Annotated in this window: 21 protein-coding genes and 1 pseudogene; 15 read left to right on the top strand and 7 right to left on the bottom strand. The window is 62.2% G+C overall.

Annotated features, from left to right (window positions below):
• Positions 1–196 precede the first annotated feature (196 nt).
• The 3 genes from GSQ90_RS22740 to poxB all read right to left on the bottom strand — a co-directional run bounded on the left by GSQ90_RS22740 (position 197) and on the right by poxB (position 3,489).
• Positions 197–979 carry an N-acetylmuramoyl-L-alanine amidase gene (locus tag GSQ90_RS22740; RefSeq protein ID WP_158817158.1) on the bottom strand — a complete coding sequence of 261 codons (783 nt, stop codon included), beginning with the start codon at positions 977–979 and terminating at the stop codon, positions 197–199.
• 66 nt (positions 980–1,045) lie between these two features.
• The gene (locus GSQ90_RS22745) at positions 1,046–1,399 is read right to left on the bottom strand and encodes a glycine zipper domain-containing protein (RefSeq protein ID WP_158817159.1); all 354 of its coding nucleotides are present in this window, start codon (positions 1,397–1,399) and stop codon (positions 1,046–1,048) included.
• A gap of 365 nt (positions 1,400–1,764) precedes the next feature.
• The gene (poxB, locus tag GSQ90_RS22750) at positions 1,765–3,489 is read right to left on the bottom strand and encodes a ubiquinone-dependent pyruvate dehydrogenase (protein WP_158817160.1); all 1,725 of its coding nucleotides are present in this window, start codon (positions 3,487–3,489) and stop codon (positions 1,765–1,767) included.
• 353 nt (positions 3,490–3,842) lie between these two features.
• On the opposite strand from poxB, the gene GSQ90_RS22755 reads away from it, so the two are divergent.
• The 6 genes from GSQ90_RS22755 to GSQ90_RS22780 all read left to right on the top strand — a co-directional run bounded on the left by GSQ90_RS22755 (position 3,843) and on the right by GSQ90_RS22780 (position 11,145).
• Positions 3,843–6,002 (top strand): BTAD domain-containing putative transcriptional regulator, encoded by a 2,160-nt coding sequence (locus tag GSQ90_RS22755; RefSeq protein WP_158817161.1) that lies wholly within the window; start codon positions 3,843–3,845, stop codon positions 6,000–6,002.
• Between the two features lie 211 nt (positions 6,003–6,213).
• Positions 6,214–6,759, top strand: a complete 546-nt coding sequence (locus tag GSQ90_RS22760; protein ID WP_158817162.1) for a hypothetical protein — start codon at positions 6,214–6,216, stop codon at positions 6,757–6,759.
• A 145-nt stretch (positions 6,760–6,904) separates the two neighbouring features.
• A complete protein-coding gene (locus GSQ90_RS22765) occupies positions 6,905–7,603 on the top strand; it encodes a hypothetical protein (RefSeq protein ID WP_158817163.1) in 699 nt (232 codons plus the stop codon).
• A 427-nt stretch (positions 7,604–8,030) separates the two neighbouring features.
• Positions 8,031–8,501: a hypothetical protein gene (locus GSQ90_RS22770; RefSeq protein ID WP_158817164.1), complete on the top strand. Its 471-nt coding sequence runs from the start codon at positions 8,031–8,033 to the stop codon at positions 8,499–8,501.
• 1,096 nt (positions 8,502–9,597) lie between these two features.
• Entirely contained in the window at positions 9,598–10,026 is a 429-nt protein-coding gene (locus tag GSQ90_RS22775; RefSeq protein ID WP_158817165.1) for a hypothetical protein, read from the top strand.
• A 246-nt stretch (positions 10,027–10,272) separates the two neighbouring features.
• The gene (locus GSQ90_RS22780; protein WP_158817166.1) at positions 10,273–11,145 is read left to right on the top strand and encodes a LuxR C-terminal-related transcriptional regulator; all 873 of its coding nucleotides are present in this window, start codon (positions 10,273–10,275) and stop codon (positions 11,143–11,145) included.
• A 201-nt stretch (positions 11,146–11,346) separates the two neighbouring features.
• On the opposite strand, the gene GSQ90_RS22785 is transcribed toward GSQ90_RS22780, so the two are convergent.
• On the bottom strand, positions 11,347–12,075 hold the full coding sequence (locus GSQ90_RS22785) for an outer membrane protein (protein WP_158817167.1): 729 nt from the start codon (positions 12,073–12,075) through the stop codon (positions 11,347–11,349).
• 207 nt (positions 12,076–12,282) lie between these two features.
• The gene (locus GSQ90_RS22790; RefSeq protein ID WP_158817168.1) at positions 12,283–13,101 is read right to left on the bottom strand and encodes an NAD(P)H-dependent oxidoreductase; all 819 of its coding nucleotides are present in this window, start codon (positions 13,099–13,101) and stop codon (positions 12,283–12,285) included.
• A gap of 96 nt (positions 13,102–13,197) precedes the next feature.
• On the opposite strand from GSQ90_RS22790, the gene GSQ90_RS22795 reads away from it, so the two are divergent.
• The 5 genes and pseudogenes from GSQ90_RS22795 (at position 13,198) to GSQ90_RS22815 (ending at position 19,902) form a co-directional block, all read left to right on the top strand.
• Positions 13,198–14,130, top strand: coding sequence for a LysR family transcriptional regulator (locus GSQ90_RS22795; RefSeq protein ID WP_158817169.1), 933 nt, complete (start codon positions 13,198–13,200; stop codon positions 14,128–14,130).
• Positions 14,131–14,522: 392 nt separating this feature from the next.
• Positions 14,523–15,737, top strand: a complete 1,215-nt coding sequence (locus tag GSQ90_RS22800) for a hypothetical protein (RefSeq protein ID WP_158817170.1) — start codon at positions 14,523–14,525, stop codon at positions 15,735–15,737.
• Between the two features lie 23 nt (positions 15,738–15,760).
• Positions 15,761–17,374, top strand: coding sequence for a hypothetical protein (locus tag GSQ90_RS22805; RefSeq protein WP_158817171.1), 1,614 nt, complete (start codon positions 15,761–15,763; stop codon positions 17,372–17,374).
• Positions 17,375–17,601: 227 nt separating this feature from the next.
• A pseudogene (locus GSQ90_RS32910) lies at positions 17,602–17,820 on the top strand (hypothetical protein); the annotation flags it as partial.
• A 735-nt stretch (positions 17,821–18,555) separates the two neighbouring features.
• Complete coding sequence (locus GSQ90_RS22815) at positions 18,556–19,902, top strand: trypsin-like serine protease (RefSeq protein WP_158817173.1); 1,347 nt, start codon at positions 18,556–18,558, stop codon at positions 19,900–19,902.
• 573 nt (positions 19,903–20,475) lie between these two features.
• Here GSQ90_RS22815 and metF read toward each other — a convergent pair.
• Positions 20,476–21,435 carry a methylenetetrahydrofolate reductase [NAD(P)H] gene (metF, locus tag GSQ90_RS22820; protein ID WP_158817174.1) on the bottom strand — a complete coding sequence of 320 codons (960 nt, stop codon included), beginning with the start codon at positions 21,433–21,435 and terminating at the stop codon, positions 20,476–20,478.
• Positions 21,436–22,476 carry a metalloregulator ArsR/SmtB family transcription factor gene (locus GSQ90_RS22825; RefSeq protein ID WP_158817175.1) on the bottom strand — a complete coding sequence of 347 codons (1,041 nt, stop codon included), beginning with the start codon at positions 22,474–22,476 and terminating at the stop codon, positions 21,436–21,438.
• A gap of 237 nt (positions 22,477–22,713) precedes the next feature.
• Between GSQ90_RS22825 and GSQ90_RS22830 the strand changes: the two genes are divergently transcribed.
• From GSQ90_RS22830 to GSQ90_RS22845, 4 genes are all read left to right on the top strand, one after another.
• Positions 22,714–22,953 carry a PsiF family protein gene (locus GSQ90_RS22830; protein ID WP_158817176.1) on the top strand — a complete coding sequence of 80 codons (240 nt, stop codon included), beginning with the start codon at positions 22,714–22,716 and terminating at the stop codon, positions 22,951–22,953.
• Between the two features lie 105 nt (positions 22,954–23,058).
• Positions 23,059–24,015 (top strand): 50S ribosomal protein L3 N(5)-glutamine methyltransferase, encoded by a 957-nt coding sequence (gene prmB, locus GSQ90_RS22835; protein WP_158817177.1) that lies wholly within the window; start codon positions 23,059–23,061, stop codon positions 24,013–24,015.
• Between the two features lie 92 nt (positions 24,016–24,107).
• The gene (locus GSQ90_RS22840; protein WP_158817178.1) at positions 24,108–24,788 is read left to right on the top strand and encodes an SH3 domain-containing protein; all 681 of its coding nucleotides are present in this window, start codon (positions 24,108–24,110) and stop codon (positions 24,786–24,788) included.
• Positions 24,789–25,211: 423 nt separating this feature from the next.
• On the top strand, positions 25,212–26,843 hold the full coding sequence (locus GSQ90_RS22845) for a site-specific DNA-methyltransferase (RefSeq protein WP_158817179.1): 1,632 nt from the start codon (positions 25,212–25,214) through the stop codon (positions 26,841–26,843).
• Positions 26,844–26,845 lie beyond the last annotated feature (2 nt).

The following is a 26,845-nucleotide window of genomic DNA, read 5'->3' on the forward strand; positions in this document are numbered from 1 at the left end:
CCTGCCGTCTGGAGCGGGACGATTCATCGGCCAAGCGCTTGGTCGTCTGGCAGGCGCGAGCGTTTTTCATCCGCGTGAATTTGTCAACGATCGCCTAACGGGGGAACCGGAAGAAAGGCCTTCACCAATGCATCCACCGCCACGCGCACTTTGGGCATGAGGTCGCGCGAACGCGGCCAGAAAACACGAATCGGTATTAGACGCGCGAGGGCAGCCCGTCGATCAGCGCACGCAAGGTGGCGATCGTTGAAGCATCCGCCAGGCCGTCGACGCGCTCGGGGCGAAAATGGCGCTGGAAGGCGGCGACGATTGTTTGCGTCTGCTTGTCATAAACGCCGGTGAGTTCGACGCCATAGCCATAGAGCGCCAGCAGAGCCTGCAGGGCGCGCACCGGCGGGCCCTCCTGGCCGCGCCCATAGGCCGCGCCGTCGATGATCGGCGCGGGCGGGGTCCAATGGCCGATTCCCGCGCGCCAGAGCGTCTCCCACGGGAATTTCTCGCCGGGATCGATTTTGCGCGTCGGGGCGATGTCGGAATGGGCGAGCACGCGTTCTGGCGCAATGTCATGGCGCGCGCCAATGTCGCGCAAAAGCGCGATGACGGCGTCGATCTGAACGGCGGGAAATGGCGGCGGATCGTCCGCGCCGGGCGATGGGCCGTGTCCAGGATTGACGATCTCGATGCCGATCGAGGCCGAATTGAGGTCGCTCTCGCCCTTCCAGAGGCTATGCCCGGCATGCCAGGCGCGCCGATCCTCGGCAACGAGCTGGGCGACCCGCCCGTCCTCCCAGACGAAATAATGAGACGAGAGTTCAGAGGCCGGATCGCACAGCCAGGCCAGCGCGGCGGCGCCGGTTGGCATGCCGGTATAATGCACGATCATGCAATCGGGGCGGCCAAATCCCCGCCGTTCGCCATGATTGGGCGAAGCGATGAATTCTCCCGCAACCGGGCTGTCGGGGACGCGCCCGCGATCCATGCCTTGACCGTTCGATGCAGCGGGGAAGCGAGGGCGGCGCTCAGAAGCGGCCGCCCTCAAGACTGGTCAGTAATAAGCGCGGCAGACGCGATTGCCGTTATAATCATAGTAGAATTCGGCGCAGCGCGGGCCGGGACCGGGTCCCGGACCGTATCCAGGTCCAGGCCCGTATCCAGGTCCAGGCCCATATCCAGGCCCGGGCGGCGTCGAGGCCGATCCGATCATCGCGCCCGTCGCCGCGCCAAGCGCGCCGCCAACCACCGCGCCGCCGGCATGGCCGGTGGCCAGGCCGCCGATCAGGGCGCCCGTCGCGCCGCCCAGAAGGGCGCCGCCGGCGGCATTCTGGCCCTGGGGCGTGTCGCAGCCCGCCAACGAAATCGCCGCGGCCAGGGCCGAGGAAAGAAGGATCGCTCTGTTCATTTTTTCAAACTCCGAATCTATGGCGCGAAACTTGAGGTCTGTGGCGCGCAACGGGCTTGCGCACACGGATTGACGGGCGGGCCGCCGCGGCGAGGATTAACGTTTATCGCTTCATCAGCCAACGCCGCTTCTTTCCGAAAGTTCCTCCACACTAGCCCGCAGAAAGTGAATTGGGAGTGAATTTCCGGCTTAATTACGGCGAAGCGCCCGCCGGCGGTCGTCTGGCCAAGTTTTCCCCATAAGCGTCGGATGAGTTACGGGAATATGACAGCGCCTGGATCGCGCGCCGGCGCTATTCCGACATGAACCCGCTCGCAGGCGATGTCGCTCAATTAGGGCGCCCCGGCGGCCTCTCTCCGCCACCGTCACAGCCTGAGATTGGTTCTAGCAAGCTCCACCACCTCGTCGCCGCGGCCGCTGATGATCGCTTTCAGCATGTAGAGGCTGAAGCCCTTGGCTTGTTCGAGCTTGATCTTCGGCGGCATGACCAGTTCCTGCTTCGCCGTGACGACGTCGACGAGCGCCGGGCCCGGATGAGCCAATGCCTTGCGCAATGCGCCATCCAGATCGCCCGATTCCTCCACTCTAAACGCCTTCACGCCCATCGCCTCAGCCATGGCGGCGAAGTTTGGATTCTTCAAGTCCGTCCCGGTGTCGAGGAAGCCGCCGGCCTTCATTTCCATGGCGACGAAGCCAAGCGAGCCGTTGTTGAAGACAATCACCTTCACCGGCAGCTCGAGCTGGGAGAGGGTGATGAAGTCGCCCATCATCATCGTGAAGCCGCCATCGCCCGAGAGCGACACGACCTGCCGATCGGGCGCCGCCGCCTGCGCGCCGATGGCCTGCAGCATCGCATTCGCCATGGAGCCGTGGTTGAACGAGCCGAGCAGACGGCGCTTGCCGTTCATCGCGAGATAGCGGGCCGCCCATACGGTCGGCGTGCCGACATCGGCGGTGAAGATCGTGTCCGCCGCGGCGATTTCGCTTATCCGCCGCGCCAGATATTGGGGATGGATGGGCTCGCCCTTCGCCGACGGGACGGCGAGCTCGTCGAGCCCCTCGCGCGCCTTGGCGTAATGCTTGCGGGCGGCATCGAGGAAAGCGTGCTTCGGCCTGTCCTTCAGGCGCGGCAGCAGCGCCGCGATCGTCTCGGCCACATCGCCGACGATCGCCTGGGCGAGTTGCGTCCGTTTGCCCAGCGCCGAGGGATTGCGATCGACCTGAACGATCCTGGCGTCCTTGGGATAGAAGGCGCGGTAGGGGAAATCGGTCCCCAGCATCAAGAGCGTGTCGCAGTTCATCATGGCCTGATAGCCCGACGAAAAGCCGATCAATCCGGTCATGCCGACATCATAGGGATTGTCCCATTCGACATGCTCCTTGCCGCGTAGCGCATGAACGACCGGCGCGCCGAGCTTTTCGGCCAGCGCCACCAAAGCGTCATGGGCGCCGGCGCAGCCGCTGCCGGCCAGGATCGTGATGGCCTCCGATCCGTTGAGCAACGTCGAGAGCCGGCTGACCTCCGCGTCCGAAGGCAGGATGCGCGGCGGCTCCAGCGGCGCCCAACCTGTTTTCGCGCCCGCGGGCGCATCGGCCAGCGCCACGTCGCCGGGAATGACGAGCACGGCGACGCCGTTGCGACCGATGGCGGTGTTGAGCGCTCTGTGCAGGATCTCCGGCATCTGGGCGGGATTGGACACCAGTTCGCAGAAATCGCTGCATTCGCGGAACAAGTCCTGCGGATGGGTCTCCTGGAAATAGCCCAGCCCGACTTCGGAGGAGGGGATATGCGCCGCGATCGCCAGGACGGGCGCGTGGTTGCGCTGGCAGTCGTAGAGCCCGTTGATCAGGTGCAGGTTTCCCGGTCCGCAACTCCCTGCGCAGACGGCAAGCTTGCCGGTGATGGCGGCTTCCGCGCCGGCGGCGAAGGCGGCGGTCTCCTCATGGCGCACATGCATCCAGTCGATCCGGCCAAGACGCCGCAGGCTGTCGTTAAGGCCGTTCAGGCTGTCGCCCGTCACGCCCCAGATGCGTTCGACGCCGACTTGCGCGAGAGTTTCGGCCAGGAGATCGGCAACGGTTCGTGTCATGGCGGTTGCTCCTTCGACTGGGAGGTGGAAACGCCGATGACTTTGTGCGCGCCATTCGGCCGGCTGAATCTCCGTTTGAAAATAGCGCGGGCCGGGCCCATGGTCCAACAGTCGATCCCATCGCCGTAAGCCGTGTGTCGGCTCGTCGGGCTTTGTCGACGATGGCTAAGATCGAAATTCGAATGATTGCGAATGCGGTTCAGGCAGCATTTGGCCGCCCTTACCCGCGGAGCCCCGCGAAATGCGCCAACTTCGGGAAATGCGACTTGGACCTGTGAAAGGCTCGCTGTTACATTGAGGGCCTGCCGATCGCAGATCCTCCTTGCGGGCGCCCTAGTTCGGATTCGACACCCATGCATGCGCGTAATGAAGATGATCCGCTGCTTTCTCACACGGCGCCGTTTGAACTGCGCGTGTTGGGCCCATTCGAGCTTGTGCATCGCCAATCCGGCGAGTTGATCCCGGCGCCCGCCGCGAAAATGCAGGCGTTGATCGTCTATCTCGCGGCTGCGCCGCGGTTCACCGACACACGTCGGCGGCTCGCGGGTCTGCTGTGGGCGAGCAGCGGCGACAATCAAGCGCGGCAGAGCCTGCGTCAGTTGCTCAGCAATTTCCGACGCAGCGCCGATCCGCGCGCGTCGGCGATCGTCACCTTCGACGAGACCAACGTGAGCCTTGCCTCTTCGCTGGTTGCGGTCGACCGGGCTGCCTTGATGGAGGCGCCAGCCGACGCCGACGTGTCCGAACTCATGCGGACCGCCGACCTCTATCGTAACGATTTTGCGCAGGGGCTGGAGATCGGCGAGCCCGATTTCGACGCGTGGCTCTCCGCCGAGCGGATGCGGAGCCGCGAAGCCGCGATTGCGCTGTTCGATCGCCTGATCCGCGCGCTCATCAGTCTTGGGCGCCATGACGAGGCCCTGAGGCGCGCCAACCGGCTCGCCGAGATCGACCCTTTGCGCGAGGAGACCCATCGGCTGGCGATCTCCCAGGAAGCGATCGTGTCGGGGCGCGCCTCCGCGATGCAACGCTACGAAGCTTTTCGCGTGCTGCTCAGGGACGAATTGAGCGTACGGCCCGAGCCCGCCACCCTTCGCCTGTTGGAAGAGCTGCGCCAGCAGCAGGCTACACACGTCGGGCCCGTAGCGGCGACCGCTCAGGCGACAGCCGCGGAAGGCGCCGAGACGGCCGCGCCCGCGACAATTCCTGCCCGCGCCTCGGCGCGGAGTTGGCGGCGGCCGGGCCTCGCCGTGGGCTTCGCGCTCGTCCTGCTGTTCGGCGGACTGATAACAACCCGGGCCTGGCGCCCGTTCGCGGCGTGGCTTGGTTATGTCGACACTGAGGCCGAACGCGCCTCCGTCGTCGTGCTGCCGTTCGAGATTGGCCCCGGTCTTGACGATCTGCGCGCGCGGGCGGGGGCCTATGAGGCTGAGACCAGGCTCGCCTTCGCCGACAATCGCCACCTGTCGCTCGTCGAACGACCCGACGGCCTGACGTCGCGCGATCCGATCGGCCTCGGCCGCGCGCTGCACGTTCGCTACGTCGTCGCGACCAGCATGACGAAAACGGCCGATGGCGCGAGGTTCGACGTTAGCCTGTCCGATGCGGCGACCGGGGGGCAAATTTTCACCGCGCCGGCGCCGATGACGGACGATAAGACCAAATTCGTGCACCAACTCTATCAGTTCGTCTATCCGGAAATCGCGATCCATCAGGCGGAGGCGCTGGCGGCGCATAAACCGAATTCGAATCCAGCGCTGCTCTGGCGGGCCCAAGCGGTGGAAGCCAGAACCGGCATCAACCTCGCCAATCTCGCCGCCTTCGAAACCGTGCTCGCGAACCGCCCGAGTCCATGGGAGCAAAACGAGGCCCTTCTCGGGCTGGCCGACGCCCTCTTTCTGAGAGCGGGCGTCGATCGGAGCAAGGACGTGGATAGAACGGAGGACATCCGGCGCGGCTCGGCGACTTTGGAGCAGGCGAAGGCGCTATCGGCCGATCCTGCCGAAGTCGCCTTCCTCGAAGGCATGCGCGACAAGCTGCAATCCAAATATCCGGAGGCCGGCGCGCATTTCGCGCGTGCGGTGGAGCTCAGCCCCCGCAATCGGACGGCGGCCGCCCAGGCCGCCCATGTGAAAATGTTTGGCGGCCTCTTCGACGAGGCCTATCGCGACATGGAGTTGATCAAGGATGTCGACGACGTGACGGCGTTTATCGCAGGAGAGACGGCGCTGATGGCGGATCATCCAGACAGCGCCGTGGTCCATTTCGACGCTGCGGTTTCACACAATCCGGAGATTGCGCGCAACCATGCCTGGCGCGCGGTGGCCCTCTGGCGGAAGGGTCGAAAGGGGGAGGCGCAGGACGAAGCCCGGAAATCGCAAAACCCGCCGGTCCCCTACCAGTCCGTCTGGATGCAGCATCGCGCGCCTTTGGCCGACAAACGCTACCAGGACCAACGCGACGCCTGCTACGAGGATTTCCTGCATGCGTACAATTACGCGCCAACGAACTGAAATTCATCGGTAATTTTCATTCCCCCAGCTTTGACGCTGTTTTGACGGCGGCTTGACGGGCGCTGTGATCCATTCCGCATGCATTGATCATGGGAATTGGGGGGGAAGGATGTCTTCAGGAGCGCATTGCAAAAGTCGGAGCCTCATTGCGTGGCTTGGTCGAACGATCGACGTGTTGAGCTTGTCCAAACAGCCATTTTCGCGGTCAGGAATGAAGGGGACGATCCTGGCCGGACTACTGGTCATCGGCGCGGTGGGCGCGGCCCATGCCCAGGAAGACGAATATGAAGCGGGCAAGCAGGCGTTCCATAATTATGAAGCGCGGCCCGACACCACCGACGGTTACTCTGGATATAACCAGGCGCAGCGTGAGGAAGAGGCGCAGCGCAAAGCTATCGATGACGCCATGCACCCGCATGTGACGCCCGCGCCGTCCTATAGTTATCAGGCGCCGGCGCAGCAGCAGCCGACGTCCGGCGTTTCAGGGAGCGTCGCGGAGCCGGGCGGTTCGAACTTGGCGCCGACTGTCGGTTTCGCGGAGCCATCGGTTGCGCAGCCGAACCCGGTCCAGTCTAAACCCGCGGACGTTCGGACGCCTCTTCCAGGGTATTCCAAGCCCCGTATGACGCTGAACAAACCCCACTATCGCCAGTGTCCGCCATCGGGATGCGGACCCAATGTCCCTGCGATCGTGCGTGCGATTGTGTTCAACGGCCTGTTCGACCTGATGACGCACCGAGCTCGCCGCCACTGGTGAGGACGGCGCGCCGGTTGCTTGTCCCGACGGACTCCCATGACGGCCCGTCGCCTCATCGCCGGAGGACAAAGGCCGGGCGGGCGCGGGAATGTGGGTTCAAGAGTCAAGCGATTGAGACATTGTCCGACCCAGGAGCATCGCCCAGATGACAGAATTCGCACTCGGAACAGGCGTTGAGGCTTCTTCGGCGGGCAGACAGCAATCGTCTGGCGCCGCTGCCGACGCGAGATGGCCCACGCAGCAAGCCGAAAGGGAAACGTGGCGACAGTTGATGGAGCGACAAACCCGGCCAGTCTGGGGGATGATCAAGTCCAACTTCCGTTGGAGCGTGTTCCTTTCACTGGCGTTCGCTCTTTTCCTAGTTTTTGGCTTCAATGACATCAATCACAATGGCGTCGAACTTACGCATGTGCTTTATACGTTCTTTGTATTTCTTGTAATATTACATAATTTATCATCAATAAAGCAGAAGACTTCTTCGATTCAATATCTTGACGAAGAAGCGCGAATTGAAAAGTCTCCATACCAAGTCGGTAAGGTTTTTACCACGCAGGAAATCATCAAGGCGCTGAAGACTGAAGACACGAACAATATTTCCAATCTTTCGATTGGAGCGTCGGCTTGCGCCGGCATCGCATTGTTCAGCTTCTTTTGCGTGCTCGAAGGAATCAAAGACATATGGCAGGTCGGGGCCCAGCAATTATCGGGCTGGGATTGGTTGCATATTATTATGAGAAGCATTTTCAGCGTGCCGGTGCTGGTCTTGACGACTTACACCGCCTTCAAGCAGGCCAAGGAACTTAGAAATCTTGCCCGGTCGTTGAGAGTTTTCACATCCGAATAATTTGGGGTTTCGGAGACGATCCTCTGTTCTTCACCCTCGTACGGAGGGTCACGAATGGCGCGCGCTTCCTCTCCCTTTACCCCAGCAGCCCATCACGACCCGGATGACCGATTCGCCAGCGCGGCCAAACGAACCGAAATTCGTCGATATTTTCATCCCCTCGCGGCGTTGACGCTGTTTTGACGGCGGCTTGACGGGCCGGGTGCTTTATCGACCTCGGCGTTCGCCGCCAAAATCACTCACGGAGACGGAGACGAAGAGATGCGCAAGGAGCAATGCGCCAGCGGCGACGCAAAAGCATGCCAGGAGGCGAAGCCGTGAAGGCGACGCGAACAGGCGCGTTCTCGATCTCACGAAACCCGAAGCTTTGGTCGATCGAGAGGACCGAGCCGTGATCGACGTGATTTATACGCCCGAGGAAATGGCCTTGCTCGTCGAGGCGGCGGAGCATTTTCATCGCTACGGGCGCGACTATTTCGGCAGCTACTTTTTCGGCGTGGACACGGCGGCGCTGGTCGTCATGTGCGGACATTTTCTCGACGCCTACCGCGCCGTCGACGAGCGGCGGCCCGAGGCCGCGCCGGTTTGCATCAGCCGGATCGAGAGCGGATTTCATCTGGTAGCCGACGACGGCCTCAGCGATCTCACGGATTCCGGCCTGCGGGAGCTCGCTCACAGCGCCGAAGCCGAAGGCGACCTCAAGCGCCACGCCATGCTCACCGCCATGATTGCTAAATCATGGCCGGTTGAGATCTTGCGCGAGTCCGCTGAGCGCGGCTGCTCCGACGAGCCGACCGATGAGGAACGCGCCGAGACGCAAAGAGCGTTCGCCGAGCTTGCCCGCCTTGACATAGGACAATTGCAAGAACAGGTCCGGCGCTTGAAAAAGGACGGGTGACGGTCGCGTCCGCAGCTTTGACGCGTCAGGAGAGCCCCATAGCCGACGCGCCTTACGGCTGCATGATCGACGCCGATCATAGTCAGGAAGAAATGGATGTCTTCCCGCGGGAGCGATCAAATATCGCGACAATTTCGATCGCCGCCCCGACAGCCGCGTGGAAGACGCCGACGAGAAAGCCTTCATCGACCTGGCGAGCCGATTCATCGACGCCTACCCAAGGCTTCCAAGCCGCGACCATGCGTCAACGAACGGAAACGTGTCGATATTCTCACTCCCCCGCGGCATTGACGCTGTTTTGACGGCGGCTTGACGGCAACGGTGCTTCATCCTCGCTGCGTTCATCATGGAGCGCGGGATAAGCTGAATGCACGGTCGCCGCCATGCCGAATCGCCAGGACGCCGGAGCCCTTCGGGGCTCGCCTTGCATCGTCGGCCGCGATCGCATCACGAAGCGGACGTGAGGACGACATCCGTAATTCGAGGGCGGGACCATCGGTTTGGGAGCCGGCGGTCGGCGCATTGTCTGGTTCAGGGGCGCGTTGCAGCGGACGGAATTCGCGCTCGGAGCCGGCGTTGCGCCTTCGCCCCTATCGCCAGAGCCGAAGGCGCCGCGCCGCGCGCGCCGCTGATCAGCGGCGTCACAGGCAAATCCTGGCCCGACGACGGGAAGCGGGAGTTTGCCGGGATCGCCGCCCGGAAAGACCCGGAAGCGGGCGCGTGGCGGTCATGCCCGGCCTTGTAACCCGCCAGTTCATTGGGTTGCGGTCTGATTGTTGAATTGTGTTCGTCCACATCGAGAGCCGCCAGAATGAACGACAACCACGACCTGATCGACGACGAGCGCGACATGCTGGCATGGTGGGGCGGCTTGAGCGATCGCGACCGCGAGTTTTCTATCGGCATCGGCCTCACGACTCCCCGGCTCGCATGGGCGTTTCACAAATTCTATCGGGCCAGCGAACAAGGTTTGCCGACCGAGGCCGCGCTCAAACGAGCCTATCTCGAGCTCCTAAAGGCCGAGGGCGACGGGGCGTCGAAGGACCTTGCGAGGCCGCTAGAGTTTGGCCGTTCGAGGGCGCCTGAAGAGGGCTCCATGGCCGAGGCGCCCCAAGGCCGCATGATTGACGCCCACTACAGCCAGGAAGAAATGGATATCTTGCTGGAGACCGCGATCGAATATCGCGACAATTTTGATCGCTATTCCCGCACTCACATGAAGGGCGCGGACAAGAAAACCTTCACCTCGATGGCGAATCGATTCATCGATGCCTACGCCATGGCTTCCAGGCCGCGCCCCGATCGTCCAACTCAGAAAAAGGGGTGGATACGCGTCCAGAAGATTGGCGATCGCTATCGCGTTCAGGCTGAGGAAGATTTTGCACAACTCACCGCGATGGCGATGGAGTCTGCGTTGCCCGAACATCCGGCGCGCAAAAAACTGCTGGGCGAATCATCGCTTAATTCTGGCCCCGCTAACCACCATCTGCGCGGTCAGCCGCCGCCGGTTCAGGGTCGACATTGAACGAACTTTGTCAGACCGACGCGACAAGGATGCGCACAGCGGCTGACGCGAGGCTTTCAGGCAAGCGCTGGCGTATCCGATGCGAACTTAAATCCATCGATATTTTCATTTCCTCGCAGCGTTGACGCCATTTTGACGGCGGCTTGACGAAGGTTGTGATTCATCTCTGCGCACAACGCCCGGTTCTCCGACGCAATCGCTGAAGCGCCTGATGATGACCCATGAAGAACGATATGGCGCGGCGGCATGACGTTGCGCGAAAACGAATTGATCGACCTATTGTACGAGAGCGTGATCGACGCCGGGCGCTGGCGTCACGCCCTTGACGAATTTCGAAAATACTTTGGATCCTTCGCGGCGTTTCCTGAGCTTGCGGAAGCCGTCGAAGGGCGCGTGGACGCGGCTTGCGCCAGCTTCGATCGCCCGGAATCTGAAGCGAACGCCATGGGTGCGGAAACGCTGGCGCAGCACGTCGTACGCGCCTCGCGATTGAGAGAGTCCTTTGAACGTTTGCAGGCCGAAGCTCTCGGCCTTGCTGCCGTGGCCGACCGATTGAGCGCAGGTGTGATCGTCTTGGACGGTCAAGGTCAATCGCTTTACATCAACGACGCCGCGCGCAAATTTATAGCGCGCAAAGACGGCTTGACCCTCGACCGCGGCGGCCGTCTGCGCGCCGTCAAACGCGCCGCCGATCGCGCGCTCGCCCTCTTGCAGGATAAGGCGCTCGAAGAGGGGCCGGGCGGCCTGGCGCAAGTCCCGCGCGAGGGCGACATGCGGCCCTATGCGATTATGGTCGCGCCCCTGCCGGCAAGTTCAGGCGGCTTGGGGGCGAGTGGGGAAAGTCGCGCCGGAATCCTGATGCTGATTCACGATCCGGATTCCGCGGAGAAGCTATCCGCTCGCGTTCTCGCCGAAATCTTCGGACTAACGCCGAAAACAGCGGAACTCGTGGCGGCTCTGGCGGTCGGCGAAGAGTTGAAGGATTACGCCGACCGCGCCGGGCTCTCGCTTCATACGGTCCGTTTTCATCTCAAGTCGACGTTCCTGCGGATGGGCGTCCGCAGTCAGGCGCAATTGGTGCGACTCGCCGTCCGCGCGGCGGCGGACCTTCATTTTTAGCCTGCACTCCGTGTTCCCATACGCGCCCATACCTCAAATCGCGCGCTCGTCGCCTGCTGCCTGCGCGTGATCGCAATCATGCGCGCTCTTCGAGGAGCCTTGAGAAAAGCCTGCGTGATCTCTTTGTGATCGCAATCATGAAAAGGCCGCTCGCGGGCGGCCTTTTCCTTCGTGGAATGAGCTTCTCTGGGACTGAGGATGTCAGAATTTATATTCGACGCCCGCCCGCACGGTGTTCTCGCTCAACTTGATCCTGTCGGTGTCGAAAAGAGAGCCTGTCGGCGGGGTAATGTTGAAGCTGTAGGTCCGCGCGCCGAAGCCATCATAGATATATTCGACCCTGGCGATCCAATTTTGGGTGAAGGCGTATTCGACGCCGCCGCCGATATTGTAGCCGACCAGATCCTGCGCGATCGACTCATTGAATCCATTGAAGGGATTGGTGAACTTGGCTTGCAAATTGCCCACGGAGAGGCCCGCGGCGGCGTAGATCAGAATATTGTCGAGCGCGTAGCCGGCGCGCGCGCGAAGGCGGCCGATATACGATCCGTCGACCTGATAGTCGCGTGTTGCGAGCGCAGGGTTGAGAAAAGAGCCGGACCCGTGGCGGCCATCATAGCCGAACTCGACTTCGGCGCCGACGACGAAAGCGCTAAACTGCACATTGTAGCCGTTCAGGATGCCTCCGGTGAAACTGGTCGACGACAGATTGCCGATGCCGTTGAAGTTCGGGAAGCTGAGATCGGAAAAAGATGTTGTTCCGAACGAGCCGCCCGCATAACCGCCGACGTAGAAGCCGGACCAATTGTAAGGGCCGCTCGCGGGAAACACGGGAGCGGGCTTACTTGTCGGGAGGTCGGCGGCAAAAGCGCTGGCGGAGAAGGTGAGCGCAGCGGAAACGGCGAGTGCTTTGCCGGTAAATTTGATCATATCGTCTACCCCAGTCCATTCTGTTGATCGTTGCCGCAATGCGGTTGGCGTATTGCTAGCTCAACGGAAGGGGCCCGCGCGCCACTCAAATAGGGTAATTGCCGAACGTCTTTTCGATTTCGTCAGTGAAATCTTGCGGCGGGAAGTCCACGGCAGCCGCTGAGGCGACGACCGCATAGCCCGCATTCCTAGCGACGATCGCGCTTCTCAAGGCCGGGTCGCTTTCAACGAGCCGTCCGCGTCCGCGTCGTCCACGTGAAGCGCGAAGCCGGCGGCGCCCGGATCGCCCAGGGCGGGGCGGAGATTCATGCTCGGAATCAGATAGTCGCCGCCATTCTGCCGCCGATAGGGGATGGGCTGCGTGGTCGCGAGCGTCCGCATCCTCTCGCGCAGGCGCTCGGCGACGGGCTCAAAGCCGGCCTCATCGAAACGGTCGACTCTGTAGACCACGAACGGCGGAAGCACGTCGTAGCCTGGATAATAGAGGATGCCATGATGGATCGGGAACAGCAGGTCGTCGATCGGTCCGTTGACCCCGCGAGGCGCGTAATGTTCCTCCCAGCCGCCGGCGGTCACGATCAACATGGCGCGCTTGCCCGCTAGCGTTCCCTCACCGTAGCGGTCCCCCCATCGCTGATCGCTATGCTCGCCGACGCCATAGGCAAAGCCGTAGGCGAACACTCGATCGACCCAGCCCTTGAGGATGGCCGGCATGGCGAACCACCAAAGGGGGAATTGCAGGATCAGGGCGTCGGCCCATAGGAGCTTCTCGATCTCAGCTTTGACATCGTCGGTCAGCGCGTTGGCGTCGAAGGCCTTTTTGGAGGCCGCGACCGGTATGAAGCGCGCGTCCGGCGTCAACGAGGGAAAGTCGGCGCGATCGACCTCGGATTTCCAGCGCTCGGCGTAGAGGTCCGACACGCGCACCTCATGGCCTTGAGCCTCAAGCGCGGCGATGGCGACGTCGCGGAGCGCGCCGTTGAGCGAGCGCGGTTCGGGATGAGCGAAGACAAGCAGGACTTTCATGGGTCAGCGATCCAATGAGGGGACAGGAGACCCTTGAGGTAGCCTGCGCCGGCACGATCCGCTATATCTCGATAATTCATAAGATTATGCCAAATAATGGATAAGTCAGACATCACGCTCGAGCGCATGCGCACCTTCGTCCGCGTCGCCGAGCGCGGCAATCTATCGGCGGTCGCGCGCGAACTCGGTATCGGACAGTCGACGGTCACGCGGCATTTGCGGGAGCTTGAGGAGGCCGTCGGCGCGCCTTTGCTCAGCCGGACCACCCGGCGCGTCACGGTGACCGACGAAGGCGGCCGCTATTACGCCGACAGCGTCCAGATCCTGCGCCTCGTCGAGCAGGCCAGCGATGAAGCGCGGGGCGCGCGCGGCGCGCCGGCTGGCGCGATCCGGATATCCTGCACGGCGGCTTTCGGAATCTTGCATGTAAGCCGGCTGATCTTCGCCTTTCAGGATCTTTATCCCGACATCGGCATTGACCTCAGCCTCACCGACGAGCGCGTCGATCTTGTGCGGGAGGGCGTCGATATCGCACTTCGCTTAGGTCCGCTTACCGACAGTTCGATGAAGCTGCGCGCCCTCGGCCAGTCCCGGCGTCTGCTCGTGGCGGCGCCGGCTTATCTCGCCGCGCGCGGGCGGCCGGCGGCGCCGCGGGATCTCTCGGCCCATGAGGGCATTCGGATGTCGAATGTGGCGGGCAGCGACACGCTCACTTTGCAGGGCCCAGGGGGCGAGCGCCATACGGCGCCCTTCGCGGGGCGATTTCGGATCGACCATGGGCTTGCCGCGCGCGAGGCCCTTGTCGCGGGGCGCGGCATCGCCCCCGCCCATCGATGGCTGGTCGACGATCTCCTGACCGCGGGCCGGCTCGAGACGATCCTGCCGGACTATCGCCTGCCTTCCGCGCCGCTGAACATGCTGATTGTCCCCGAGCGCGCGGGCGTCGCCCGGGTCCGGCTGCTGGTCGAGTTTCTCGCCGAGCAAATTGGCGCCATCCCCGGGATCGAGAAGCCGCGGCCGGAGCGTTAGTCGGCGAGGCTCAACGCCATGCCGCGCGCATGATGTCGCCGCAACCGCCAGCCGCCCAACGAACATGACGCGCTTTCGGGTTGCTTGCCCGCAAGGAATTACCCCAATCGCCGCCGCCGAACTTGTCTCGCTGACGGCGCAGGCGCGATCAAAGGCGTCAAATTCTCTTGTTCAAATTTGATCAAGCGTTGCTCAATTGGTTGCTTCCGAGTCCAAGCCCGGCGTGTGTAATTTAGCGGTTCATTCTTGCGGCGTCGGGGGGCGGTCGCATGGCGTGGCTTATTGCGCTCAGTCTGAATTCCAAAGTCTCGAAGCCTTTAGACCGCTTTGTCGCGTACACGGCGTTGCGTACAGGGCCGTCCGGAGGGGGCGCGGTCGCGCGCTTACTGCTCATGATCTTTGTGCGAACGTGCATCGTCGGCTCCAGCGCGTTGCTGGGCGCCTGCTCCTATCTGCCGCCCGATGTTGTCCCCGTCCACGCCTCGACCTGGCCGGACAAGATCAAGGGACTGGTCGACCTGCTTCCCAACGGCGGCGGCGGCGATCAGGGCGCCATGAGAATTCTGTTCGTCCACGGCATGGGCGTCTACAACGCTTGCTATGTCGATCCGCTGCTGGTGCATCTGACCAAGGCGCTGGGCGTGCAACAGGATCGCCCGACAAGCGTCGACACGACGGATCCTTGTCTTCAGGAAGCCGCCTTCCACTTCGCGCTGCCGACGCCTATTCCGGTCCCCGCCGACAATGCTCAACATCAGGCGCGGCTCTACCATTACAAGTTTTCAGGCGCAGAGCGGCATGTCGACTTCTGGTTCCTGGTCTGGTCGCCGCTGACCGACGTGCCAAAACAGACGTTGCTTGAGCCGGACCTCCCGGTCCATCACGCCCTGCTGACCGACTGGGTGAAGACGTTTGAGCAGGACAATTTGGCCGATGTCGTGCTTTACGGCGGCAAGTACCGGCAGGTTTTGCGGTCAGCCGTCGAGCGTGCGATCTGCTACTTCATCGGTGGCGCGCCGGAGCAGGACGCGACGGTCTGCGACGGCGGTCAAGCCAACATTCCTACGGCCATCATCACGCACAGTCTCGGCGCCTATATGGTGATGGACGCGCTGGCCGATATTTATCGTCCTGCGTCGCACCGCAAACCGCCGGAGAGCTTTGACGCGTCGACGAAGGCTGCTTGCTATCTCGATCAAATCTTCATGCTGGCCAATCAGCTCAAGATGCTCGACCTCACGACCCGGACGTCCGAAATAGAAACGCCGCGGATCGTGCAAAGATTTCACGAAGTAATGAACAGTCCGCGCGTTCAGACGTGCCGGTCAGCGCGCGGGCTGCGCTCCCGCCAGATCATCGCGATCAGCGATCCCAATGATATTCTGTCCTGGGAGGTCACAAGCAAAGAGTTCGACCGTCCCAACGAGAACGTCGCGAACGTCTATCTCGGCGTAACCGGCGAATATTTCGGGCTTTACCGCCTTCCCGTCCTGGAAGTGGCCGCGTCGCCCTCCGGCGCGCATCTGAATTATCTCCAAAGCGACGACACCATGGACATCATCGCCTGCGGCATGACGGGTTCGTCGATCAATCGCTGCGCGCCATAGCGCATGGGAAAGGGCGGGGCGTTGTGAGAAACCTTATGTTGATTCGTACTATCGCGTGCGCGGCCGTCGCCGCGTTTCTTCTTGAGAGTTGTGTTCGCGTCCCGTCGTTCGATTCGCCGATCGACGCTCCGGTGACCGGCGATCCAAAGGTGCTGGTGCTTGACGTGGTGAAGCGCGTCAAATGCGAACTCTACTGGGCGATGAAAGATCACCTGCCGCTGGTTGTAAGTTCGCCGGCGCCGGCCAAGGGCGGCGCGGACAAATCAAAACTTCCGACGTTCGACAAAAAGGATCCGCGCTTTTGGCTTTCGCAATGGGACGCCACGGTGCGGCTGGAATTGGTGCTTAACGAGCAGGGAAGCGTAGCGCCCGGCGTCACCTTCACCGATCTGTTGAAGAACGCGTATAACGCGGCGGCGGGAGCCAGTTCCGTGCCCATCGGCAAGGTTCCAGCAACCTATTCTCCAGGCGCCTCCGCCATTACCCAGAGCTTTAGTCTCGGCATCGGCGGGGGCGTGACGACGCAGGCGGTGCGAACCGACGATATTCAATTCTCCATGTCGATGGCCGAGCTTGTCGACGAATTCGATATCAGGCGGGAACAGACCGAAGCGGAGTACAAATTCTGCACGCATCGGGGCAAGGAATTGGGAGACGGCGCGTTTCTGGAGGGCGGTCTTGGCCTTGAAGACTGGACCGAATCGGCCCTCGGCCCGACACTTTGCCGAGGCCCAACCGGCGAACAAGCCCCGCTGCAAACATGCGAAGCAGGCCAAGGATTTCGCTATCTGCGCCCGGGGGTGCATCCGCCGGCATCGTCAACCGGCCCGACGAAGCCGATTCCCGTGAACCCGGTGAATATTGGGGCGCAGGCGGCGGCCGGCGGTTCGGACTGTAAAGACCTCGCCTGCATCAAGACCTCTCTCACAGGATTGGAAGGGAAAATCGATCCGAAACAACAGCGAGCGACTGATCTCGACAAATTGAAATCGAATTTGAAGAAGATCATCGCGCCGATCTATAAAAATGCAAAGAACGATCCAAAACTCTGCCCAACGTTACCGGCGGAGGATGAAACGGCGTACAATAACGCGGTGAATTTGGCCGATCAAAAACTCACCGAAGCGCGCGGGCTTATTTTGTCGATACGCGACGCAATCAAGAACATTGCTGACGGAGGCGTTTGTCCCGATGGAGCGCACTCTTCCTATTGCGGCGTCGCAAACGGTCGAATTGACGAAGTCAATGTCGCGATCTCGACGCTGGAGAAGCAAGAAGGCATCGCCGCTGATACGGGTAGAAAAATCTACGATGTGACCAAAGTCTGCCCGGGTCTGTTGACGGTCGGCGAAGACAAAAAGCCGGTGAAGGCCGAAGAAGATCCTCCGCTTGATAGCATCACGCACACTGTTCAATTTGTCGTCGCGACAAGCATCAACGCGACGCCGAGTTGGAACCTGGCGCGGTTCAAGTCCGCGACTTCGCCGGCCCTGTTGAACCTGGCGCACAATAATACCCAAACCTTGTCGATCGTGCTCGGGCCTTCATCGGCGGCAAAAGCGCCCGATGGAAATCAGCAGGCGATCAACGCTGCAGCCCTGAACGCCACGTTGCGGGAGCTGTTGCCGCCGCCGTAACCGATTGCCGCGAACTTCGGCCGCCGAACGGGCGTTCGATGATCGATCCCATTAAATTCGGGGTTGCCATGCGCTTTGCCCATTTGTTCCGTCCGCGCGCCGCCCGGAAGCGGCTCCTTCTTATCGGAGCCTTCATTCTGCTTGGGTTGGCCGCGCAGCTTCATCACGCCGGCGCGGCGTCCATTGGATTGATCATTCCCAGCGGCGCGTCGGCTTACTATCAGATGATGAGGAGTGCGGTCGAAAAGGCCGCCGCAAGAGCAAATAAGAAAGTTATCACCGAATCTTACGACAACAATCTGGATCACGCGGTCGCATTGATCGACGATCTTCGCGGGATAGGCGTCGACGGCATCTTGTTTGTGGCGGATCGCAGCGACACGAGCGCCCTCAACAATGCGGTGCATGTTCTCAAGGATGCCGGAATACCCATTGTCACTATTGGGTCTGTCATTCCGAACGCGACAGGCGCCGTCTTATCCGGTCCGCCGGACGCGACAAGTGGGCCGGCGACCGCGACAACGGACGCCGATGGCGCGTTGCAGGCCACAGGGGCATTTTCACTGGTGAGCGACATGATCGCCGCGGGAGCGTCGAACTATCTTTGCAAGAATGGAAAGAAGCCTCCATGCCCGCCGCAATTCGCGGCGGCGCCCGCCCCTCAAGCGCCAAATAGCGGATTCGCAGGAGGCGCCCCTCCATCTGGCGCCGTCCCCATTCCCCATTCAGGCGCCATCGCCAATCAGGGACCAGGCTGGGCTCCCGGCAGTCCAGGGCTAAAAACAATCTCGCCGCCCGCAGCCGATGGGATTTTCGATAAGGCGCGCCCGTCTGCGGCGCCGGCGGCGGATTCCAGCGGTGATTTGGCGCGCATGACTCTGATGCAGGAAGTGGGGTCGTTCGCAAAATCGCTCCGCGTCATCGGAGAGAGGGAGGCCATTGCGAGGAGCCCGTATGCATTTGATCCGTTTCAGCCTGGCCATGCGCCGCCCGAAATGCCGGGGCAGGGACCAGGCGGATCGACGTTCGGCCTTAACCCATCCGCACCGGCTCTCATCCAAACCCATGGCCGCCAGCCGTTAGGGAATGGCGCCCCCGCTCCAACAGCGACGAACTTTAAGGCAGCTTCGCTATACTTCAAGCAATTCCAGAACCAAATAAAAATAACCCCAGACTACCAAATGACCGGCCTGTTAGAATCGCCGGATGTCGCGGCAAACTTCAAGGCGATGGATCAGCGCACGGAAGAGGTCTTCAACGGCGATCCGACGACAGGCATACCGGGTTTGCAGGGCAACCCAGGGAGCCCTGTGCTGACGACATCTCCAAGCCCGGGCGCCGTCCGTCCGGAATGGCTTGAAAGATACATACAGCTTCTCATCAGGGACCATATTTCGGTTGATTATCCGTCCGTCGCAGCCCTATTTTATACGGACGCCTTTGAGGGATGGGAGGCTGCGGGTTGTACCGCCACTTTGGTGGCGCCGAACGCCTTGCTCACCGCGCGCCATTGCATCGAGAAATGCAATATTGCGATAAGCGAGAAGCCGCCGTGCCCTCACAGGGAACTTGTCGGCGCTTTCTTTCAACATTATGGCTTCGTCAAGATAGAGAAGCTGGGCGGCGCCGACCATGTCGTGCTTCACGACAACAGTGGGCCTCCTGTCGGTCCTCCTGTCGGAGATCTCGCTCTAGTGTTTCTGGAGTCCAGGATTTCCGGAATTTTGCCCGCCTCGCTCAATTTGAGCGGCGCGGCTGGAAATTATTCCGAGCTGACGTCGGTCGGGTTCGGCGTGCATAGCAACGCCCTCGTCATTGACGCCAGCGGGCAGCCCCAAGCGCCTGCCCGCATCTGGGATCCTGGCATCGAGGCTGCTGGCATAAAAACTTACACGAAGATTGTGCGCGCTGAATGCTCCGGCGACCGGAAGAAGCAGGCCCTGATATGCGGCCATTTCGGATCCGCGGCAGGAACCGGAAGCATTTGTGACGGCGATTCCGGCGGCCCCTTATTCGCCAGGATAGGCGGAGCGTGGGCGATCGTAGGCGTCGCTTCGACAATGAGTGATTGTACGCAGGGCGACACCTCCATTTTTGTGGACGTGTCCGGGTTTGCAAAAGATTGGATATTGCCCCAGCTTCAATTGCATCCCACGCCAACGAACCCGGATAGTCCGGCCGCCATCAAAGCCGGCCGCGTCTTGAGCCCCGTTCTCAACGACGACACAAGGTATCTCCTCCTTTTTCGCGATGAGCCTCTCGATCAAGTGGGCGCCTGGAGCCATCCGGTCAAAGTTCCAGCCGACGCCTCGTGGGTTCGGGTCGGAGTCGATACGATTCCGATGTCCGGAAAGGGCATCAAGCTGGTCGTCGATTTCGGCGGGGCCGCCGCGCCATGCGTTCAAGCCAAAACCGCTACAGGCCTTATCTGCGATATCCCCATCGCGCAGCCCCCGAACGCTGATTGGACGGTCACCGTTTTCGGCGAACCCAATCAACAAATCCAGGTCGTCGCCACCAGTTTCTGATCTTTTCTTTGCAGATGCGGATCGGCATTTTGCAGTCACGGCGACGGCGCATTCATCGCCCCTCTCGCCGAGTGGGGCTACCTCTCCGGCGACGAGCAGTTCGTGAACGCCCTCGACGGCTTCCCCGGCCAGCGGCTCCGCCACAGCGAGGCTCGATAGAACATCAATCTGGCAGTTTCTGTTTTTTCGTGGTATTGTGAACGTACTTTCGATCCAAGGGAATCTATGCGGGAAGGTCGCCCGACGATCCCTAGGCGTCTGCGCGGGCAGGCGCGAAAGGACCGCCGGCGCTTCTGATTTCGTGAATCAGCCTGTCGAAACGGGGCAAAAAATAGCGGTCGGAAGGACAATGCTACCTAACCCTTTGATACCGCGAGAAATGCGGAAGGAAATGGGCTTCCGAGGAGGCGGATATCAAGGACTTAGCCCGGTTTTCGTCGGGCCGTTTCGCATCCTTTGCTATTCCGCGGCCATCCGCTGCCGCCTTTTTCGGACGCCCGCTCTTTGAATGAACGTCCTCAAATCGAGCTGAGGGGCCGCGCGGGTGGAACGATGGAAATTGCCCGCTGCGCGCTATTGCGCCGCCTGAGCGGTCGCCGCGCGCCCCTGGCCATTGCCAGGCGCGCGCGCCTGGGAGGCCGGCGAAAAGTCGCGCGCCCGCAGGCCGATCAGATGGCAGATCGCGAAGACGAGATCGGCGCGGTTCATGGTGATGAAATGCAGGTCCTCGATGCCGCGGTCGATGAGGTCGACGACCTGTTCGGCGCAGACGGCGGCCGCCACAAGACGGCGCGTGACGGGATCGTCGTCGAGCCCTTCGAAACGTTCGGCGAGCCAGGCCGGCACGCTGGCGCCGGTGCGCTTGGCGAAGCCGGCAGTCTGCTTGAAATTCTGCATCGGCACGATGCCCGGCACGATCGGGATAGTGAGCCCGGCCGCCGCCGCGACGTCGAGAAAGCGCAAGTAGACGCTGTTGTCGAAAAAGAACTGGGTGATCGCACGATCGGCGCCGGCGTCGACCTTGCGTTTCAGGAGGTCGATGTCGTGCAGGAGGTTCGGGCTCTGCGGATGTTTTTCGGGATAGGCGGCGACCGAGACTTCGAAATCGCCAATCGCCTTGATGCCGGCGACCAGTTCGGCGGTCGTGCGATAGCCATCGGGGCTTGGCTGGTAGGGCGCGTCAGGACCGCCCGGCGGATCGCCGCGAAGCGCCACGATATGGCGCACGCCCGCGCTGTAATAGCCGCGCACGATCTCGTCGATCTCGGCGCGCGAGGCGCCGACGCAGGTGAGATGCGCGGCCGGCTTCAGCGTCGTTTCTTCGACGATGCGCGCCACCGTCGCATGCGTGCGCTCGCGCGTCGTGCCGCCGGCGCCGTAGGTGATCGAGACGAAATTGGGCGCCAATGGCTCAAGGCGCGCGATCGCCTCCCAAAGAGTTTTCTCCATCTCTTCGGTCTTGGGCGGAAAAAACTCAAACGAGACGCGGACCGGCGCGCCCGAGCGGCTGAGACGAATGGGACTGGCGGCCATTCAAGCAATCTCCACGGTGTAGCGCGCCGGCGTGGCGGGCGGCGAATCGGCGGTCTGGAAACGCATGTCCCGCGCCAGCCAGATCGCGACCGTCAGGTTCGCCGATTCGCCGGGGGTCGGGATGATTTCGTGGGTCTGCACGGCGGCGAGGCCGGCGTCGCTGAGGTAGCTCTCGATCTCGACTTGGCTAAAGCCGAGATGGCGGTGGGCGTAATCCTGCCGCAGGACTTCTTCGTCATGCGCCTTGAAATCGACGAGGATCAGACGTCCGCCCGGCCTCAGCGCGCGCGCCGCTTCGCTGATCGCGCGCGCGGGATCGTCGAGAAAATGCAGGACCTGGTGAATGATCACCAGGTCGTAGGAATCGCGCTCGATGGGCGGCGCGTAAATGTCGCCCTGGCGCAATTGCGCATTATGCAGGCCGCTCTGGTCGATGCGCGAGCGGGCCAGCGCCAGCATCGGCGTGCTCTGGTCGACGCCGACCGCGCGCTCGGCCAAGGGGGCGATCAGTTCGAGCATGCGCCCCGTACCGGTGCCCAGATCCAGCACGGCGCGGATCGGCTTATCGCCGATCATCGTCATGATCGCGGCCTCGACCCGTTCCTCGGGCGCGTGCAACGCGCGAATATTGTCCCAATCGGTGGCGCGCTGCGCGAAATAGGCGGCGGCCTGGCGGCGCCGGGCCTCACGCGTCATGTCGAGCCGCGCGCGATCGGCGACCAGCAGGGGATCATTGGGATCGAGGCGCGCAATCAGGTCGCGCGCCAAAGCGCCGCCCGCGTCGGCAAGCCGGAAAAAAGCCCAGGCGCCTTCGCGCTGGCGCTCGGCGAGCCCCGCCTCGACCAGCAGTTTGAGGTGACGCGAGACGCGCGGTTGCGATTGGCCCAGAATGGCGACGAGTTCGCTGACGGTGAGTTCCGCCTCGCAAAGCAGATTGAGCAGACGCAGCCGGGTGATCTCGCCCGCCGCCTCAAGGCCGGCCAACAGGCCCTCGACGCCCAAGGGCGCCGGTGGATGAAATGCGGGGGGTCTACTAGACATAAATATATCTTTATATCTCATCGGGCCTGTCAGCAAGCCACAAAATTGCGTCGTCCAGTGTCGGATTCGGGCCGGGAAGCGGGCGATGAGCGCAGCGACGCATTGGCGCGCGATGCCGGGGTCGGACTTGTCTGCAACCGCAGCCTGGCTCTATAACGCGTGTGTAGGTCGCCTCCGCGGAGCGTTGGGTTCCAGGCGAGCGCCTGAGATTTGTTCAAACCGGAAAGATTTTTAACCATGAAGATCATCAGCCTTGCCACCGCCGCGGCCATGACCGCTTTCTTGATGGGCGGCGTCGCCCTCGCCCAGACAGCCGCGCCGGCTCCCGCAGCGCCGGCCGCCGCGGCCCCGGCCAAGGCCGCCCCCGCGCCGCTGAGCGCCGCGTCGGTCGAATGTTCGAAGGAAGCGGACGCCAAGGGCCTGCACGGCACGGCGCGCAAGAAATTCCGCTCGGAATGCAAGAAGAAAGCCAAATAATCGGCTTTCGCCGCCGCGTTTTACCGGCGGCCTGATGTTTCCGACGGAGATGGCCGGGCCCACCCCCGGCCATTTTCTTATCATAGCCAGACCTGAGGCGCGGCGTTGCCCAATCCTGCGACAAATCCCGCGCATGACGAGATCCTCGAAACCTTCGTCTGTTTGCGCGACTTTTTCCGCTATGCGGTCAGCCGGTTCAACGAGGCCCAGCTTGCCTTCGGCCATGGAACGACCAATGCTGTCGACGAAGCGGCTTTCCTGCTGCTCGAGGCGCTGCATCTGCCCATCGACACGCTCGATCCTTTCCTCGACGCGAGGCTCACGCGTAGCGAGCGCGCGCGCCTCATGTCCCTGATCGAAGCGCGCGTCGCCACCCGCAAACCCGCCGCCTATCTCGTCAACCGCGCCTATATCCAGGGCGAGCCCTTTTATGTCGACGAGCGCGTCATCGTGCCGCGCAGCTTCATCGGCGAATTGCTGTTCGGCGGCCTCGTCGGCGAAGGCGCGCTGATCGAAAACCCCGGCGAAATCGCAACGCTCCTCGACCTCTGCACGGGCGGCGGCTCGCTGGCGATCCTGGCGGCGCGGGTTTTCCCCCATGCCCGGATCGACGCCGTCGATCTGTCGCCGGACGCGCTGGCGGTCGCCCGCCGCAATGTCGAGGACCATGGCCTTGGCGCACGCATAGCGCTGCATGAGGGCGATCTCTTCGCGCCGCTGGGCGCGCGGCGCTACGACCTGATCCTGACCAATCCGCCCTATGTCGAGACCGCGGCGGTCGACGCCTTCCCGCCGGAATTCGCCGCCGAGCCGCGCCTCGCCCATGAGGGCGGCGGCGACGGCCTGGCGATCGTGCGCCGCATCCTGCGCGAAGCGCCGGGGCATTTGACTGGGGATGGCGTCCTCATCTGCGAAATCGGCGCGGGACGCGCACGGCTCGAGGCGGAATTCCCCGCCCTGCCGCTGATCTGGCTCGATACGGCCGAGAGCGAGGGCGAGGTGTTTTTTGTGCACGCCGCCGATCTTGTGGCGCCGGCGCGCAAGCGCCCGCGCCGGTCGTAGGGCAGGGCGCTGGCTCCTTCGAGCCATCGGCCCGTAAGGCGCTTGACGGAACCAGGCGGACGCTGTGTCCTGGAGGCGATAGGCGAGGTCACATGAACAGGAAACAAAGGAAAGCTTGCACTTATCGGGCGCCGCTGCTGGCTTTCGCCGGCCTCGCGGCCTTCGCCGGGCTCTGCCAGGCGCCGGCGTTCGGCCAGAACCAGGCGTCTAAATCGTTGCCGCCGGGCGTCGCCGCTTGCGCCTTCGACGCCCTGACGCATGATCCCGATCCCGCTGGCCTCAACATTCGCGAGGCTCCGAGCGCCGGGGCGCGCATTCTCGGACGTCTGCCCCCGGTGGAAAGCACCGAGCCGGCGATGGGAACCATCCTGCCGCGGTTCCGCGTGATCGGAACGCAGGACGGCTGGTTCCTGATCGAAGGCGCCTATTACGACACCGACTATCACCTGCCCAAAAATACGCCAAAGCTCTATGCCGGGCGCGGCTGGGTTTCGGGAAAGCTGATCGCCACCGGCCTGCGCACGCCGACGCTGAAGGCGGCGCCGGACCCGGACGCCGCGGACGTCGTCGTGCTTTCGGGCGAAGCCTTCGGCCCCTCGGAAGTCAGCGTGCGCGCCATTCTCGGCTGCTCCGGCTCCTGGTTCCGCGTCGAGGTCCCCCTCAACGCCAATGGCGATCGCCTGAACCCCACGCTCCCCTCGGACGGCCCCAAAGATTCCGTGCGCGGCTGGACGACAGGCTCCTGCGCGTTGCAATTGACGACGTGTAGCTGAGGGGGGGTCGACAGGCGAAAACCAAGACCTCCCAACCGTTGCGATGCCATCGCCGTGCTCGGCGTCAAGGTCAAGCCGCTACGCGGTCGCTTCGCAGATCGACGATGCTTCGCATCGCGACGGCTTGACGCCTCCGCGCGGCGCTGGCTGTTGGCCTCCCATGCGCTTTTGGTGAGCGGCGCGGCCTCAAGGCCGCGTCGCTCACCAAAAGCGCATGGATGCAAAACGCCACGCTGACGAGACGCAGTCATCCCGAAGGGATCGTAGCGCAGCGAAGAAGCGGCGCAGCCGCTTGACGGCGACTCGGCGGCGTGGCCCCTGCATGAGATATGGCCTCGTTCTCCGGAAGCGGCGGAAATAGGATACTTCACTGATTCGTTCGGGTGGCTGATTGGCGTCGCTCATCGAAGGCGAGGGTTGCGAATGCCGGTTCTGGATTGGATTGGGAAGAAGGCGGTGGTGAATCATCATCGCGAGGTTCCCTATCGACTCATTCATTGCGACAAGGACAAGAGCGTCGGCGATCCGGACGCGGGCAATCTGCTGGTTCAGGGCGACAATCTTGAGGCGCTGAAGGCGCTGCTTCCCTATTACGCGGGTAAGGTGAAGTGCATCTATATCGACCCGCCGTACAACACCGGCAATGAGGGCTGGGTCTACAACGACAACGTCAATTCGCCGGAAATCAAGGCGTGGCTGGGCTCAGTTGTGGGCAAGGAGGCGGAGGATCTGTCGCGGCACGACAAATGGCTTTGCATGATGTATCCGCGATTGCGCTTATTGAAGGAGTTTCTGCGAGACGATGGGATCCTGGCGATAAGTTGTGACGATAACGAGGCACACCGACTCCGTTCGGTCATTGACGACATATTTGGTTCGAAAAACTTCGTGAGCACGATCATTTGGCAGAAGCGCTATTCGCCCGCAGGAGACGCGACATGGTTTTCCGAAGAGCACGATTTTATCCTGTTTATTGCCAAGGACAGGAGGAATTGGTCACCGAAAGGGTTGAAGCGAACAGCTAAGCAAAATTCGCTTTATAAAAATCCTGACAACGATCCGCGCGGCCCTTGGCAGTCAGACAATTATACAGCCAATAAGAACAGCGACGAACGACCGAAGAGTTTCTATCCGCTCATTCAGCCGAATACCGGGGAAGAGATTTGGCCTTCAAGAACCGCAGTGTGGCGTTACTCTCCAGAAGAGCACAGGCGTCACGTCGCGGAGGGTTTAATTTGGTGGGGCAAGACTGGAAGGAACACGACGCCTCGTTTCAAACGATTTCTGGATAAAGTGGGCGATGTTCGCCCGAGCACGATTTGGCTGCATTCTGATGTCGGTCACAACCAGGACGCCAAGAGAGAATTAATCGATATATTTGGGCGCGAGGACAATCTGTTCCCCACGCCGAAGCCAATTTCATTGATCGCTCGCATTGTGCAGCTCTGCACCGAACCAGGCGATATTGTTCTCGATTCATTCGCGGGTTCGGGGACAACGGGGGTAGCAGTCGCTCGCGAGGGAGACGGGCGGAGATTCATATTGATCGAAATGGAATCGACCATTTGTCAATCGGTCACTGCGACGCGGTTACAGAGGGTCATCGAAGGCTATGATCGAGAGAAGACCGACGGAACAAAGGATCGTGTTAAAGGCATCAGCTCCGGCTTCCGTTTCTGCACCCTCGGCGATCCTCTCTTCGACGCCGACGGCAATGTGAGCCCCGCCGTCACCTACGCCGACCTCGCCGCGCACGTCTTCTTTTGCGAAACGGGCTCGCCGATTCCGCGCCGCGCCGACGGATCGTCGCCGCTCATCGGCGTCTTCCAAGGCCGCGCGATCTTCCTGCTGCATTCCGCCGAAGCAATCGGCGTCGCGAGCGCAAACGCGGGCAATGTCCTGACCGTGTCCATGTTGGCAAGCCTCCCCTCGCCCGAGCCGGGCTTTGGCGGTGTGCGCATCGTCTATGGCGAAGGTTGCACGGTTCCGGACGAGCGGCTCGCACGCCATGGGGTCACGTTCAAGCAAATTCCCTATCAAATCGAGGGGCTGTGAGC

The sequence above is a fragment of the Methylocapsa sp. S129 genome, assembly GCF_009765995.1.
Lineage (GTDB): Bacteria > Pseudomonadota > Alphaproteobacteria > Rhizobiales > Beijerinckiaceae > Roseiarcus.

Excerpts from the sequence above, each read along its gene's own strand:
- GSQ90_RS22740 (WP_158817158.1), bottom strand. The coding sequence starts at position 979 with ATGGATCGCGGGCGCGTCCCCGACAGCCCGGTTGCGGGAGAATTCATC.
- GSQ90_RS22745 (WP_158817159.1), bottom strand. The coding sequence starts at position 1,399 with ATGAACAGAGCGATCCTTCTTTCCTCGGCCCTGGCCGCGGCGATTTCG.
- poxB (WP_158817160.1), bottom strand. The coding sequence starts at position 3,489 with ATGACACGAACCGTTGCCGATCTCCTGGCCGAAACTCTCGCGCAAGTC.
- GSQ90_RS22755 (WP_158817161.1), top strand. The coding sequence starts at position 3,843 with ATGCATGCGCGTAATGAAGATGATCCGCTGCTTTCTCACACGGCGCCG.
- GSQ90_RS22760 (WP_158817162.1), top strand. The coding sequence starts at position 6,214 with ATGAAGGGGACGATCCTGGCCGGACTACTGGTCATCGGCGCGGTGGGC.
- GSQ90_RS22765 (WP_158817163.1), top strand. The coding sequence starts at position 6,905 with ATGACAGAATTCGCACTCGGAACAGGCGTTGAGGCTTCTTCGGCGGGC.
- GSQ90_RS22775 (WP_158817165.1), top strand. The coding sequence starts at position 9,598 with ATGGCCGAGGCGCCCCAAGGCCGCATGATTGACGCCCACTACAGCCAG.
- GSQ90_RS22780 (WP_158817166.1), top strand. The coding sequence starts at position 10,273 with ATGACGTTGCGCGAAAACGAATTGATCGACCTATTGTACGAGAGCGTG.
- GSQ90_RS22785 (WP_158817167.1), bottom strand. The coding sequence starts at position 12,075 with ATGATCAAATTTACCGGCAAAGCACTCGCCGTTTCCGCTGCGCTCACC.
- GSQ90_RS22790 (WP_158817168.1), bottom strand. The coding sequence starts at position 13,101 with ATGAAAGTCCTGCTTGTCTTCGCTCATCCCGAACCGCGCTCGCTCAAC.
- GSQ90_RS22795 (WP_158817169.1), top strand. The coding sequence starts at position 13,198 with ATGGATAAGTCAGACATCACGCTCGAGCGCATGCGCACCTTCGTCCGC.
- GSQ90_RS22800 (WP_158817170.1), top strand. The coding sequence starts at position 14,523 with ATGATCTTTGTGCGAACGTGCATCGTCGGCTCCAGCGCGTTGCTGGGC.
- GSQ90_RS22815 (WP_158817173.1), top strand. The coding sequence starts at position 18,556 with ATGACCGGCCTGTTAGAATCGCCGGATGTCGCGGCAAACTTCAAGGCG.
- metF (WP_158817174.1), bottom strand. The coding sequence starts at position 21,435 with ATGGCCGCCAGTCCCATTCGTCTCAGCCGCTCGGGCGCGCCGGTCCGC.
- GSQ90_RS22825 (WP_158817175.1), bottom strand. The coding sequence starts at position 22,476 with ATGTCTAGTAGACCCCCCGCATTTCATCCACCGGCGCCCTTGGGCGTC.
- GSQ90_RS22830 (WP_158817176.1), top strand. The coding sequence starts at position 22,714 with ATGAAGATCATCAGCCTTGCCACCGCCGCGGCCATGACCGCTTTCTTG.
- GSQ90_RS22840 (WP_158817178.1), top strand. The coding sequence starts at position 24,108 with ATGAACAGGAAACAAAGGAAAGCTTGCACTTATCGGGCGCCGCTGCTG.
- GSQ90_RS22845 (WP_158817179.1), top strand. The coding sequence starts at position 25,212 with ATGCCGGTTCTGGATTGGATTGGGAAGAAGGCGGTGGTGAATCATCAT.